Annotated in this window: 7 protein-coding genes and 1 pseudogene; 5 read left to right on the forward strand and 3 right to left on the reverse strand. The window is 44.5% G+C overall.

Translation table 11 applies throughout. The features are described 5' to 3' along the window. The 4 genes and pseudogenes from NG792_RS19445 to NG792_RS19460 form a co-directional block, all read left to right on the forward strand. Positions 1–443 (forward strand): annotated as a pseudogene (locus NG792_RS19445) (phytanoyl-CoA dioxygenase family protein); the annotation flags it as partial. Positions 444–911: 468 nt separating this feature from the next. Continuing rightward, positions 912–1,184, forward strand: a complete 273-nt coding sequence (locus tag NG792_RS19450; protein ID WP_317619517.1) for a hypothetical protein — start codon at positions 912–914, stop codon at positions 1,182–1,184. 190 nt (positions 1,185–1,374) lie between these two features. Then, positions 1,375–3,678: a glycosyltransferase family 4 protein gene (locus tag NG792_RS19455; RefSeq protein WP_261236493.1), complete on the forward strand. Its 2,304-nt coding sequence runs from the start codon at positions 1,375–1,377 to the stop codon at positions 3,676–3,678. Between the two features lie 118 nt (positions 3,679–3,796). Next, entirely contained in the window at positions 3,797–6,184 is a 2,388-nt protein-coding gene (locus NG792_RS19460) for a glycosyltransferase (RefSeq protein WP_261236494.1), read from the forward strand. 21 nt (positions 6,185–6,205) lie between these two features. Here NG792_RS19460 and NG792_RS19465 read toward each other — a convergent pair whose 3' ends face one another. From NG792_RS19465 to NG792_RS19475, 3 genes are all read right to left on the reverse strand, one after another. After that, a complete protein-coding gene (locus NG792_RS19465; RefSeq protein WP_261236495.1) occupies positions 6,206–7,648 on the reverse strand; it encodes a tetratricopeptide repeat-containing sulfotransferase family protein in 1,443 nt (480 codons plus the stop codon). A gap of 20 nt (positions 7,649–7,668) precedes the next feature. After that, on the reverse strand, positions 7,669–12,432 hold the full coding sequence (locus NG792_RS19470) for a tetratricopeptide repeat protein (protein WP_261236496.1): 4,764 nt from the start codon (positions 12,430–12,432) through the stop codon (positions 7,669–7,671). A 98-nt stretch (positions 12,433–12,530) separates the two neighbouring features. Continuing rightward, the gene (locus tag NG792_RS19475; RefSeq protein ID WP_261236497.1) at positions 12,531–13,679 is read right to left on the reverse strand and encodes a calcium-binding protein; all 1,149 of its coding nucleotides are present in this window, start codon (positions 13,677–13,679) and stop codon (positions 12,531–12,533) included. A 928-nt stretch (positions 13,680–14,607) separates the two neighbouring features. Between NG792_RS19475 and NG792_RS19480 the strand changes: the two genes are divergently transcribed. Continuing rightward, positions 14,608–14,784 carry a hypothetical protein gene (locus tag NG792_RS19480; RefSeq protein ID WP_261236498.1) on the forward strand — a complete coding sequence of 59 codons (177 nt, stop codon included), beginning with the start codon at positions 14,608–14,610 and terminating at the stop codon, positions 14,782–14,784. Positions 14,785–14,892 lie beyond the last annotated feature (108 nt).

Here is a 14,892-nt window from a genome sequence, read left to right on the forward strand (position 1 = left end):
GCAGTCAACTGCAACGGGAGTTAAGTGCATCTAACGAACAACTGCACCAAAAAACTACCGAATTAGCCACCTTAAAAGAAGACTATTCCCAGACTCAAACCGAACTCGAACATCTCCGAAAACAATTGCAAACAACTCAAACCCAATTGCAACAAACCCAAACTGAATTAGAGCGTGATGGCACACAATTACAGCAAACCCAGGCAAAATTCGCGCAATTAAAGTTGCAACAACAGCACATTCAGACCGAAATACAACAGTCTCAACAACAGCTACAACAAACCCAATCCCAATTACAAATATCTGAACGACAACGGCAGCAAATGCAAGCTCTTTTAGAAGAGTCTCAAGCTGAATTGTCCGAAAAAACCACAGAATTGAATCAGATTAAATCCGAGCAACACCAAGCTCGATTGGCAGAGATTATTCGCAGGCGATTATAAAGTGTGGGGAGTGTGGAGGAGTGTCGGATGTGTGGGAGAGTGTGGAGGGGGAGGATAAATAACGAATAACGAATAACGAATAACGAATAATATAAATGATTTTTGTCATGGGGCGATCGTCAAGTTATTTTGGGAGGAGATAGCCTATAAAAATACTGGGTTGTCTTCGGTGCGTTACGAACGCTATTGCAAATATAGCGAGTCTAAGATCAGGAAAGCGCATGGACGATGGCGGCCCCGTTCTCGTTGGCGGCCCACCAGGAGAGGGTCCATCAGGCGAGGGATTCCGTGCAAGACGCGCTATATGCGATAGAATTAATAATTAAGTTTTCGTGCCAATGAAAACACATTCGCTATCGGTTTTAAAATGATGCTAGTATTGCTTGATGCCAGGGATTGCCAGATTTGCTACTCATGAAGTCGAACAATTGATTAATCATCTTTAAAGACTAAAAAACAGGGATAATAATGATGACACAAGCTATTTTTTGGACGGTGGAAGAAGTGGCGCAAAGAGCCAAGCAATTTTACGAAAATGGCATTCGCCAAAAAGTTGAGTCGCGGGAAAATATTGGCAAAATGATTGTAATTGATGCGGAAAGTGGGGAATATGGAACTGATAAAAATGGCGTGGAGACAGCCTTAAAATTTAAGCAAAAAAACCTAATGCCAGATTGTTTACGATACGAATTGGGTATGATGTGGCGATTGGCTTTGGTGGGTCTAGTGAGAGGATTGTGAAATGATTTACGGAAGATTAATTGATGGAAAAGCAACCGTCCCAGTAAGGTTTCGTTTACCCGGACAGCCAGATTTTTTGATAAATTTTGTCATTGATATTAAAATCTCTGATTAGATTAATCAATGGAGTACCAAGACCCAGCCTACCGAATGACTACCGCATTACCGGACTACGCTAATAAAATAAAAAATGAATCAGCACAAATTGCTCGCGAAAACAAACATTTTGGCAAACGATTGGGAGAAGGAGTTTACTGTCCGCTTTCAAGCAACCTTCGAGGAAAAATTATCACCAGCCCCGGAAAATGTAGCGATTTTGGTGACTTCGGAATATGAAGGTATTTTCAAAAATGGGGGCATTGGCACTTATTATAAAACCTTAAGCGAAAAATTATCCAGTCAAGGTCTATATATTATTTTAATTCTCTGTCAAACGGAAAAAGAGTTTCAGGGAGAATCGTCGGTTGCCCCGGTTCAGCATATTTTTTCTACCCATGAAGCGGAAAAGGTTTTGCAATTACAGGGAATTCACCAAGGGATTTTATCGGAGTTTCAGCAATGGGAATGGGTGGAGTCAGAAAGTTATCGAATTCTGTTTTTTGTGCAGGCGATCGCCGCTCATTTTCGTCAGTCTCCTATTTATGTGGAATTTCCCGATTTGTGCGGACTGGGATATCGGACAATTCAAGCGAAACGTGCGGGTCTTTTGGGGCAACATTGCGTGACAGCCGTGACCCTGCACAGCGGTCAAGAGTGGTTAAATGAAGCCCATGAAAAATATAGTTTATATCCAGGATGGAATTGGTTTAAAAATGTCTATGGTTACGAGCAGTATTGCTGTGAAAAGGCCGATTTAGCTTTTTTCCTGTCTTGGTTTATGGCGGAAAAAGTGAAAAGTTATGGCTGGAATATGACTCATGCGATTCATTTGCCCTACTGTTTCCCGATTGTACCCGCTTTGGATAAAAAACGACCGATGTTAGACCGGGTTGGTCTGAATCTTAAACGGCAACAAATCCCGATCGTCTTTTTTGGTCGCTTGGAAGAACGGAAAGGACTGCTGACGTTTTTGGAGGCGATCGCGCATATTACCCAGCAATTTGCCTATGAGGAAATTAGCCAGCAACTTTACCTGTTATTTTTAGGGAAAACTGTCTCCCTTCATGCCCCGGAAACCGAGCAACAGGACAGTCAACACTATATCGAGCGGAAACTCAATAATAAATTTAATTATACCATCATCTCGGACTTGTTTAGCCAGGAAGCGATCTCCCTGGTGCAAGAATTAGCACCGGCGATTGTTTGCCTGACCAGTCCCCAAGAAAACTTTCCCAACAGTGCCTTAGAAATGGGACAATTACCCGTGAGTTTGGTTGTCTCAGATACCGGAGGCTTTCGAGAAACCTTAAACTTAATTGGGCGATCGGATAAGGTGCGATGGTTTGAACCGGGAAACTCCCAATCTCTGGCAGCAGAAATTGCTAATGCGATCGAGGTTTATCCTGAAATTCCCGTTGTTGCTAAACCAGAGTTTTTGGCAGCAGTGAATCAATCTTTGTTGAACCAACGGCTAGAGTATATGAAACAAGCTTTTACTCAAGGAACTGTCACTAAACAGCAGCTATCTAGCCCAGAATCATATTCTCGGCTATTAGGGATGACCTCAGATCAAGAGCAGATTTTCTTGCAAGATTATGGCCAAAATATTTATTCCGGTCAAGGGGAAATCATTGATTTAGGATGTTGGTTAGGGTCGGCGACCATTTCTCTGGCGAAAGGAGTAGAAATAAATCGTCGGGTTGCTCTGAAATACAAACGGATTCACGCTTACGACTTATTTACTTGGCATCCATATATGGAACAAACGGTGAAAGGGACTTCCTGGGAAGGTCAATATCAACCGGGAGATAGCTTTTTGGATGAATTTACTCGCAGAATTAGCCCCTGGAGTCCCTCGATAAAAGTTTATCCGGGAGATGTGACGGAGATTGGTTGGAACGGTGGGGCGATCGAATATTTATTTGTGGATGCGATGAAAAGCTGGGAACTCACCAAAAACATTTTTTTGAATTTTTACTGTGATTTAATTCCCGGCGTATCACTCGTTCATTATAATGATTTCGCTCATTATGCCACGGCTTGGATACATCTATTAATTGACAAACTGAGACCCCACTTTAAACACCATTGTAATCTCTACCAAGCGGCAGTGTTTCAATATGTTAAGCCCTTACCCAACGATACTTTAATTTTAAAGTTGGATCCGCCATTTAGTATATTTTCTACGGAAGATGTGCATCAGGCGTTTGCATACTCGTTGCAAATTTGTCACGATAAATTACGTCCGAATATTGCGGCGGCTAAAGTGATGGCTTTTATTTATTTAGGAGATATAGACCAAGCTAAACAGGAATTGATTAAAGCTAGAGAAATGTTTGGCGATGTTGGCGAAATTCCTCTTGCGGCAGAAGAGATATCCCGGAGAACCATGTAGGGGTGATTCGCGAATAACCCCTACAATATATATAGGTAATGCGTAAGCCGACTCCACAAGTAGGGTGGGCAAAATTTTGCCCACCCTACTACAAATCAAACTGTTTCCTCGTTCCCTTATGAAAAATTTACTCGACCATATCCTGTCCCCTGACCATTCTCAAGTCCATTTTCAACCTCAATTGCAAGAACTATTCAATGCTTCTGTTCAAAAAGTAGCCATTCTAGCCACTAGCGAATTTGAGGGATTTTATTACAATGGTGGCATTGGCACTTATTATCAGGCATTAAGCCAACATTTAGCCGCCGATGGTTGGTCTATTATCCTGTTACTGTGCCAGAATGACACCGAGTTTGGGGGAAAATCTCAAGTACCCAATCTTCAGCATATTTTTTCTACGGTCGAAGTGGACAAGGTGTTAAATCTTCAGCCGATTCACCGCGCTATTTTAGCCGAAATTCAGGAACAGACGATCGCCCAATGGTTTGACTATGAAAGTTTTTGCTGTTTGTTCTTTACTCAGGCTATTTTAGCTAGTTTCCCAGAGGCAGTGGTTTATGTGGAATTTCCGGCAATTTGGGGATTCGGGTATCGCACCATTCAGGCAAAAAAATCCGGGGTTGTGCCTAATCGTTGTCTGATTGGAGTTACCGATCATGGTGGGTTTGAATGGTTGCGAGAAACCAATCATCGATATGCAGTGGATCATCCCCATTGGTTTTGGCAAGCGTATTATTATGAGCAATATTCTTATGAAAATGCTGATGTTACTTATTTTCCCTCTCATTTTCTCAAGTCTAAGGTAGAAAGTTATGGCTGGAAAACATCCCAGGCGGTTCATTTGCCTTATTTTATTCCGATTGTAAATTTAGCCGCTCAAAAATATGATGTAAGGACGATTCGCAAATCATTGCGCGATGTAGGGGCGCTCATAGACTCGCCCCTACAGGATCCCCAAAAAATACCTCTGGTATTTTTCGGTCGTTTAGAGGAAAGAAAAGGACTCTGTACTTTTGTGGAAGCAATCCAGTCCCTTAGCCCCAATATTTCTGAGAAACTGGAAATTATTTTTCTGGGTAAAATCGTCCAATTGGAATCTACGCAGCTTAAAGGCTTGGATAGCCAGCAGTATATTGATGGGGCTTTGAAGGGAAAAATTTCTTATCAGATTTTACCCAACCTATCGAGTTTAGAGGCAATTGAGTTAGTCAGGCAGCTACCCATGCCCGTAGTCTGCCTTTGCAGTCTCCAAGAAAACTTTCCCAATACCGCTTTAGAAATGGGACAGTTAACCGTTAGGTTAATAGTCTCCGATACAGGAGGATTTCAAGAAACCTTAAACTTACTTTCAAGAACCGATGGCGTGCGCTGGTTTGAGCCAGGAAACGTCATCTCCCTGGCTACCTTCATCAGTGAAGTCATCTCAGTACCTCCGGAAATGCCGGTGATTCCTGAACGGGCGTTTTTGGGGACAGTGAATCAAAAATTACTTAACCAGAGGCTTGAATATATGACCGAAGCATTTCTCAAATCAGCTCCCAAAGAATCAAAAACTCCCCGCGTAACCATAGGCGTGACTTGTTTAGCAGACGCGGGGAAAGTTTTGGATTGTCTGGAAAGTTTGGCGGGACAAACTTATCAAAATCTAGAAGTTATTGTTTTGTACAAAAATTCAGCAGGAAAACCCATACCAGAGGCAATCACTCGCGCTAAGGTACAGTTTTCCAGCTATCAGTTTATCGAGTGGAATGTAAATCAGAGTTTGGGAGCGGCTTATAATCGATTGGTAGAACTGGCGACGGGAGAATATTTCTTACAGTTTTCCAGCGATGGTATCGCGCTGCCTCTTATGGTAGAAAAATTTGTCACAGCGGCTTGTGAATCAGATTCTGTAGCTGTGGTTTGTCCAGACATGAAGCTGGACCACAATTTTGAAGTGATCAACTTGAATGATAGCTCTTTACTCAAGTTACTGGAATTTAACTACAATCGGGATTTGTGCGCTCTATTTACGGTGGAGTTGCTGCGGGAGTTCCGGTATTCTGAGGTGAGGGATTTACTAGCGTTAAATTGGCATATTTTAGGGGCTGCGATCGCTACGGGGAAAGAGATTGCCTACTATCCCTATCCTCTCTACCTCTCTGACTCCCCCGTTGCGCTCAGTATTAACCCAGAAAAATTCCCAAAAGAGCGGTACTATTTGCGTCAATATTTGTCTCAAATCGAGGCTTGTCGGTGGACTCAGCGCCAACTCCATCTCCTCCTCACCTGTGTTGAGCAACTTTGGCAATCAGAAACACAAAAGCAAGGCCAAATCTGGCAAATTCAGCAAGAGAAAAATCGATACCAGGCGCTAGCCTCCCAATCCCAAGCTTGGATGCAAACTGCGCTGCAAACCCAAGACGAACTCGATAGCATACAATCTCAACTGCAAGAGGCGCAAGCTGAAATAGAGCGTGTGAAAGCGCAACTGGAACAAGTGCAGCAGCAAACCCCTGTCCGATAAAGCCTTGCAGTAAAAAATAAATTAATCCCAGTTAAATGTCATCCCGAGATATTCCTCTAACTTCTGATTATGCGGGCGGAAAAAATCGGCTAACCTCTGCCGCAGATTGTCATCGATCGGATTATAAGCCCCAGGATTGTAATTCGGATACTCTGGCAGGGCATAATCCGGCACACCCAAAAACTCAAAAACCTGAGTTAGGGTAGCAGCGGGATTGGCATAAAAATCTTCACTTTGTAAAATTAAAAATTGTTCTCTGGGAAATACAGCCATCCATTTTTCTAAAAAGTAAACATATAAGCTAAATAATAAATAACCTTTTTCTGACTGCCAATAATTGAAGTCGGATTGAGAAGGATCGGCAAGATTTCTAATGGCTTCAATTTCAGAGGTAATTGCTTCGGTAAAAGACCTTTTTTCTATTCCATTTTTGAAATCCATTTGAAAATGAGAAAAAGAACGAAATAGGGGATTTCTTAAGACCAGAATTAACTTAATTTTAGGAAAAATACTAGCTATTTTTTTCTCTACGTCACCCGTAACAAAATACCAAGGAGTTGCTTCTCCAGTCAAAAAAGTAGATGTTTTGGGGATAGGGGGAAAATGAGATAAATACCAACCTAATCCCTTCTCAAAATTTTCATCGAAAAAACGAATTTCTTTTCTAAGAGCGGGCAAAATCCTAGGATTCTGTGTTAGGTAATAATACAGAGAACTTGTCCCTCCTTTTCCAATACCCACAATTAAAAAGTTGGGGTCGCTTTGGTTTTGAGGATGGCAATCGATTTTAGCCAAGCCTGGGTGAGAACTGAGGAGTTTATTATAACTAGCAGTTTTGTAACAAAAAATCGCCTCTTCTATTTTTCCTTGTTGAGTCAACAGGTCTCCCAAACCAACGTAAGCTAGAGAAAAATCCGGTTTTTCTTTAATTATCTTCCGGTAGACAAAAATTAATTTTTGGAGGGGATAAAGAGGATTTTTATCCAACAAAACTTTTTGATAGGCTTCACGAAATAGCGGTTTTGCATCCTTTAAATTTTCATACCAATACAGACAGTTGAGGTACAAATAAATAGCATCCTCCCACTGTTCTCTGTTTTCCCAAATTTCCCCCAACTTATAGTAAACCTTATAGGCGTCAGGTTTCAGATCAATGGCACAGCGGTAGGCAGGGATTGCCTCTTCTAGATTTCCTTCTTTGACCAAGCGATCGCCTAGGCTATTGTACAGTTCAAAAGCAGCATCGACTTGTCCTTGCTCTTGCAATACAAGCCCTAAGGTTTTTGAGGCACTTACCAAATTCGGTTGAATCTTGAGCGCTGTTTCACAAGCTGTGGCTGACTCCTGGAATTGACCCCGGTTGTAATAATATTCGGCTAACTGGCTGTAAACTTCAGCGTTATTTGGCTTAATGAGTAAGGCTTTTTTGTAATGATTAATTTTGCGAGCGAGGAAGTCTGACATACAAGGGGTTCTCTCTATAGTTAGAAAATTCTCGGTTTAAGTTTAATGGCACGGCGATAACAGACTGTGGCTTCGTCAGTTTTACCTTGCGTGGCTAGAATATCGCCCAAATTCCTGTAAGACCAAGAGTAGTCTGGGTTGACCTCAATTGCCTTGCGGTAGGAGGCAATGGCTTGTTCCAGTTCCCCTTTACGGACTTGAACTTGAGCTAAGTTATGATAATGCCAGAATGAAGGAGAAGGATTGGTTTCAATGGCACGAGAGTAGCTGTCAATCGCTTCGTTCAACTTACCTTTTTCTGCTAAAAATTCGGCGATATGGTGATGAGACCAATAATGCTTGGGATCAACCTCAACAGCGCGGCGGTAGGCAGCCAAGGCTCTTTCCGGGTCTTTTTTCTGAGCGAAAGCCTTACCTAATTGAAAGTAGATTTCTGGGTCATTGGGAGATACGTCTATAGCCCCTTTATAAATTGAAATTGCCTCATCTAAGCGATTGTGTTCCACCAACCTCTTACCCAATTCTAAGTAGCACCCTGGGGTATGCAGTTTAATGTCTAGGAACTGAAGCTCGGCCTCTACTTCATCCGGATTGGCTGTAATCGCCAGACGATCCCAGTTAGCGGCTACATCTAAATCTAATCTTGCTCGTTCTCGGAAAGCACGTGCTAATTTCTTTTCAATTCCTGGTAGTTGGGGGTTAAGTTCTACCGCGCAACGATACACACTGACAGATTCTTCCCACCGTTGCAATTTTATCAGTACATCCCCTAAATTGTAATAAGACCAGGGGAACTCGGGATTTAAGGCGATCGCCCGACGATATGCGACAACTGCTTCCTCCCATTGTTGCAGTTTCGTCAGGGCATCCCCTAAATTATTATGGGACCAAAAATTATCTCCATTTAACGCGATCGCCTGCCGATAAGCAGTCGCCGCTTCCTCCCACCGTTGCAGTTTTTGGAGTGCATCCCCAAGTTGATGATAGATTTCTGTCGAAGTGACGTTCAACTGAATTGCTTGCCGATAAGCAGTCGCAGCTTCCTCCCAGCGTTCCAATTCTACCAACGCCTTCGCCAATCCATAGTGCGATCGCCCATTCTCGGCTTTCACCGCAATCGCCTGTCGGTACGCCGTTACCGCTGCTTCCCACTGCTGTTGATTACTGAAAATTTCCCCCAAATTATGATAAGCGGGGGATAGCTGCGGATTTAACTCCACTGCCCGTTGATAACAGGCGATCGCCTCTTCTGATTTCCCTTGTCCAATCAGACTATTCCCCAACTTCAGACAGTCTTCTGCCGTCATCCCCAGGGGTTCTAAACTCAATGCCCGATATCGGCAAATTGCCGCATCTTGCGCTTTCCCCACTTGTTCTAACACCTTCGCCAAATTCCGATAAGCCCCGGCAAAAGTGGGTTGCAGTTCTAGCGCCTTCTGATAAGCTAAAATTGCCTGTTCCCAATTTTGCTGTTGCGCCAGTACAGTCCCCAGATTGCCATAGACTTCTGCAAAATCCGGCTGAATTTCTAGGGCTTTCAAATAACACTGCTGTGCAGCTTCTAACTGTCTGAGCGCTAATCTCGCATTTCCCAGTATTTTATAAGCCAGTGCTAGATTCGGTTGCAGCGATACGGCCTTCTCAACCGCTGCGATCGCCTCTGAGAATTTCCCCTTCTGATAATAATATTCCCCTAAATGCACCAATGCCTCAGCATCTTCACCCCAGGCATCACTTCCCATTTTCTGCCCATTTCTTTGGCTGGCATCCTGCCGGAATTCCCCGCTCTTCATTCCTAATTCGACCGCTTTTCTTCCATAAATTGCCGCTTCCTCTACCTTGCCCTGTCGCTTCAACGCTTCTTCTAAATTGTGATAAATACCAACTAAATTCGGGTTTAACTCAAGCGCATATCGGTAACAGCCAATGGCGCGGGTCATCTCCCGCTGTTGCACCAGGGCATTACCCAAATTCACACATTCAACCGCCGAGAACTTCTCCGATTCTAAACTCCAGGCCAAATACCAACAATCTGCCGCTTCTGCTGGTTTTTTTAACTGCGTCCAAACCTTGGCTAAATTCCGATACGCTCCTGCAAACTTCGGATTTATGTTAATCGCTCGCTGATAACTAGCAATTGCCGCCTCCCACTGGCGCTGCTGCCCGTAAAGACTGCCCAAATTTGCATAAGCTACGGCAAAATTGGGTTGAATTTTTATGGCTTTTAAATAACTCTGTTGCGCCTCTTTTATTTTTCCTTTCCTCTGAAAGACGGTCCCTAAATTTTTGTAGCTGTCGGCTGAATTAGGTTGAATCTGTATAGCTTTCAGGCAGACTGATTCAGCCTCATTTAACTTTCCTTGGGCTAAATACAGTTCGGCTTGTTGATTCAACTGTTCTGCCGCCGTTTCCGAGTTGAAAGTGGCTTGCATAGTGGGGGATACCGCTCCAGAGAAATTCGATTCTATTATACCAGCAAGTTTGAGCAGTGCGTGCAATCGCTCTACACTAATTTGAATATCTTCAGCTAGGGAGTTTTGGTACATCACCTCTCGAATGGGATAGCAGGCAAACGCCTCCCCCATTAAGGCATAATGTGACAATCCCCGGAGTTGACAGATAACGGCATAATAGGGTCTAACGTAGTGGGGGGAAACCAGTTCGATCGCCTGAGTTCCGGAAGCGCAAAATACTAAATTTGTCAATCCACTACCATGTGGAGCGACTATTATTTTAGCCTGAGAAAATACCACCATCTGTTCGGCAAAAGATAACGATTCGGGTTCAATGGGTTCAAAGCCAAATTGAGCTAGAAACTTGATAACTTCTTCTTCATTGATTAACCGGCGATTGCGTGCAGTGGAGCGACGGATGTAAATTCGTTCGGGGTGATCGCAATCCGAGGTAGGAACCGAGTTGAGGAATGCCTCCCTCAGAAAGTTTAACGCCCAAGGTTCTAACCATCCCAAATGTCCGGGAAACGAAGGAACAATGAGTCGGGTGGCGCTGATGTGGGGATAGCGATCGCTTTCGATAATCTTCGCTTCGGGAATCCCCAACCGTGCCAGGGTTTCTCGCTGAAACGGTTCACGGATACTATTGACTAAAAAATAATCAATTTCTTCCCAATTTATCCCAGCTTGTCGTAATATTTCTAGGCGAGGCAGGATATCCACCAACCAATGAAAATAGACGTTTCCAGAAAGTCCCGCTAACACCGCTACCGTCCCGTCAATTTCAGTTAAGGGGGGAAGGTTTTTTCTCTCAAAAATCCGATGTTCCGTTGGATCCTGTTTCTGGCAACCGGGTAAAGCACCTGGATACTGGCGGGAAACGTCAGCGAGTAAAGAATTATCCGGAGTCACGACGGCGATCGCATTGCACACCATCCAGGAATTGGTTTGCGGCACAATCCACACCCGTCCCTGGGGGACCACCACCACAAATTGAGGCGGTGAATCCTGGGCGATCGCCTTTCCATTGGGGTTGTCAAAATGATAGATATCATGTCCCCTAAGAATCGGAGACAACTGCCGATAAATGCGATTCAGACAAGGCGAACAGTTCAATCCGCCACATTCTGAAGGATCGCTTAGAGCATTTGGAGGGGTAACTGCGGGTCCAGTTTTTCCTAGATGAATAGCAATATAATCACTCCCCTCAAATTTTACCGCCTCAATCCAGTCTCGGCTATTGAGATAAAATCCATCCGGTTGGATGTGGCGCTTCACCGCGATTCCTTCCCCATCCAAAGATTCCCCTGGGGTTCTCTTATCAAGTTCAGCGCTAATCTTATCCGGGGATAAAGGCGGTTCCATCAGGGTTGCTATCGCAGAGACTACTGCCGCTGCATCCAATCGGTTTTGTTTTGCTAAACAATGACTCAATTGCCCATAAACCGTTAAATTCTTCGGGTTGATTTGTAACGATTGGTGATAGTACCGTTCCGCCTTTTCATATCCCTTATATTGGAATAAAACATTTCCCCAATGCTGGTAAGTTTGGGCTATATGGCTATAAACTTCGGGAGAATCGGGATTCAATTGCAGTGCGTTAAGAAATGCAGCACAACTGATTTGAGCGCGATCGCGTTCGTCAAGGGGGCCTGGTCGCTCAGGAATCGTTAAATTGCGTTCCACCCAATCGCAGTAGGATTCGACAAATGCCGGTTGCAAGGCGATCGCCTTTTGAAAGCACTTCATGGCGGCCTCTAGCTGACCCGATCCCATCAAAGAATAGCCGCAGTCAGTATAAGCTGAGGGATGATTGGGTTCGAGTTCGATACAGCGTTGGAAATAACGAACCGCCTCCGCCTGTTGACCTTCATACTGCCAAATTTTTCCGGCATTATAATAGGGTAAAACCCAGTCAGGCTGCAATGCGATCGCCTTGGCGTAGGCAGATAATGCTTCACCGGGTTTACCTTGCGCTTGTAACCCTTGGCCGAGGTTGTTCTGTAACGTTGCCCAATTGGGATCCAAGGCGATCGCCCGATGGTAAACCGCGATTGCTTCAGAGATTTTGTTTAACTTGACCAGAACGCAGCCGAGGTTACTATAAGCTTTAAGATAATCAGGTTTGAGGGCGATCGCGGTTTGATAACTCTCTTGTGCGTTCTCTAATTTCCCTTGGGCGTTGAGTACCACTCCGAGATTGTAGTAAGATTGAGGGTTATCCGCTTGTTGGGCGATCGCCTCAAGATAGCAACGTTGCGCCCCTAGCAAATCCCCCTGCTGGTAAAGTTTATTTCCTAAATCGTTATAACTTTCCGATTGGTTTTGCACCCTCAGTTTATCATCATCAAAAAATAAGACCAATTAGGGTAGATAATGAATGTCCACCCTAATTTTATTTCCTCTTTCGGTTCCTGCACCGGATCCATTTAGAAAATCTCAAAATTATCTGGATTGAGATCTAGATTCGGATCGATTTGTACCAATGGGACTTCATCCCCCGGATTGCTGCTGGGATTGTAGTACACCAACCCGCTAGTTTGGTCGTAAATAATTTTGGCTTCACTCGCCCCTTCGGCATTGGCATTAAACGCCATCGTCCTAGCAAAATCGGCTTGAGATAAAGTACCCAATTGTAACTGCTCAAAGACTCGACTATCCAACTGAATTTTATCTTCCACCGGGGTAAAATCCGTAATGGTATCCAGACCAAAGATATTACCATTTTCGGCATTAGCAACCGGCACGACTGCTTCGCCCTCTTGTGGGAAATACTCGAAGCGGAACGTATCAGCACCTTCGCCACCTGTCAAAATATCGTTGCCGCGATCGCCCAACAAGATATCGTTGCCGGTCCCACCATTCATTGTGTCATTGCCTTGACCGCCATAGAGGGTATCGTCCCCGGAGCCACCATCTATAGTATCGTCCCCTTGGTTGCCGAAGATCAGATCGTTATCTTTGCCGCCAGACAAGGAATCGTTGCCCTCGCCACCATAGATGGTGTCATTGCCTTCTTGGCCGGATACGGTGTCATTGCCTTTATCTCCAAAGAGCAAGTCTGCACCCAAACCGCCTTCAATCCAATCGTCGCCTTGACCGCCATAGGCCGTGTCGTCTCCTGCGTCACCCCGAATCGTATCTTGTCCTTGATTGCCGTAGAGCAGGTCGTTATCGTTCCCACCACCAATCACATCATTACCTTCCCCGGCGAATACAGTGTCATTGCCGGAGAGGCCACCAATCACCTCATTTCGTTGGGTGGTGATGAATAGGTCATTCTTAGCAGTGCCAATTATAAAGTCAAACCCTGTCTGACCTTGGAATACGGCGGCAGCACCAAAGCGAGCTTGCAGTTGCGCGATCTCTTCGGGGCTAAGTCTGGGTAAATTCTCAGAGTTCCCGTTAGCTGGAACAGTGCCTGGGGAGGATACTGGAGAAGCCCCTCCCGTGCCATCGCCTGGGGTACCTGTATCCACATCTTGGATATCCATCCCCCCCGAACCCGGGAGAGTGAATGGAACCAATGGCTGAATATCGCCTGCTGGAATGATTATTGGAGTCGTGACTTCTGACATAGGGTTAGGGAGTTTAGGAATATAGTGCTGTGGTTAAAAATGAAGGTACATTTAAATCCAGGCAATCCGCTATGTTTTTTTACATTGGAGACAGACACCTTGATGTTTAAGACTCCTCAGTTATGCTCGTATAAGGCGAGAGAATTGGCGCACAGCCTTTCAATTTAGTTTAAACATTGTCCATCTTTTCTTAGGTCATAACATAATAATTGGCAAGGAAGTTCAAAATCATGAAATCTTCATAATTAAATGAGGTGAAATTTCCTACCGGATAATTCTCGATTTGGCGGATGTTTTATCTTTGATCCTTTATATAGACAAAATGGGAAACGTTACGGTATCTACATTATTACACATCAGACAGATAAAATGTAGCCTGATAGTAGATACAGAAGAAAACGCTAAAAATCCCCCCAAAAATAGGACATACAGCTCGTCTCACCCAAAAACTGTCCACTTCTTGCTCTATGGGCCCACCGAAAATGGAATGGTTCTATTTGCAAATGGCTTCTTTTTTCCAGGCGATTGCCTACGGCATAGCTGCGCTTACCGGTCATTCCGCAGCAAGCGGATCGCTTGAGAGATGGGCAGTCCTTTGGTCCTGCCATCCCCTGAGCCTGAACCTACTCCTCTCAACCGAACCAAACCGCGCTCATCTCAGAACTGGTCCTGCTCCCAAACAAAGCGGTCCTATTTCCCAGAGAAAAGAATGGCCCCTTCCTTCGGAGCGATCAGTCACTCAGCAGCAACTGAGAACAAAAGAACGGCCCCTCCATTTGAGGCGATCGGTTAACTTCTGACGAATCGATCGCCAGACTGGATAGCCCACCCAACTAGCCCCAAACCCCAAAGTAGTCCTATTGCAGATGAAGAAGATGGCTCATTCCTTCAAGGCGATCAGTTACTCAGCACCGCACGGGGTGAAAAAATGGCCCCTTCCTTCGAGGCGATCGGTCAGCCAGCAGCGAACGGAAACGGAAAAATGGCCCCTTTCTTTGAGGTAGTTGGCTACCTGCGAGGGACCGGGTATGAACTCAATAAGCACTTTCATGGGAGTGCTCGTTTTTCAAGTGCTCAAAATGAGCACTTGAAAACCTCGGAGTAATTGGCAAAAGGATTTATAGCGGTTCCCGGACTCATGAGGTACAGTAGCAACAATGAGCAAACCAATTGCGAATATCTTGTTGAGTGACTTGCCGCATTGCTTCGGTAA

Origin of the sequence: Laspinema olomoucense D3b, assembly GCF_025370785.1 — a bacterium.
In the GTDB taxonomy this organism is placed as follows: domain Bacteria; phylum Cyanobacteriota; class Cyanobacteriia; order Cyanobacteriales; family Laspinemataceae; genus Laspinema; species Laspinema olomoucense.

Bases quoted from the DNA above. Each gene is read 5' to 3' on its own strand.
- NG792_RS19450 (WP_317619517.1), top strand. From the start codon at position 912: ATGATGACACAAGCTATTTTTTGGACGGTGGAAGAAGTGGCGCAAAGA.
- NG792_RS19455 (WP_261236493.1), top strand. From the start codon at position 1,375: ATGAATCAGCACAAATTGCTCGCGAAAACAAACATTTTGGCAAACGAT.
- NG792_RS19460 (WP_261236494.1), top strand. From the start codon at position 3,797: ATGAAAAATTTACTCGACCATATCCTGTCCCCTGACCATTCTCAAGTC.
- NG792_RS19465 (WP_261236495.1), bottom strand. From the start codon at position 7,648: ATGTCAGACTTCCTCGCTCGCAAAATTAATCATTACAAAAAAGCCTTA.
- NG792_RS19475 (WP_261236497.1), bottom strand. From the start codon at position 13,679: ATGTCAGAAGTCACGACTCCAATAATCATTCCAGCAGGCGATATTCAG.
- NG792_RS19480 (WP_261236498.1), top strand. From the start codon at position 14,608: ATGGCCCCTTCCTTCGAGGCGATCGGTCAGCCAGCAGCGAACGGAAAC.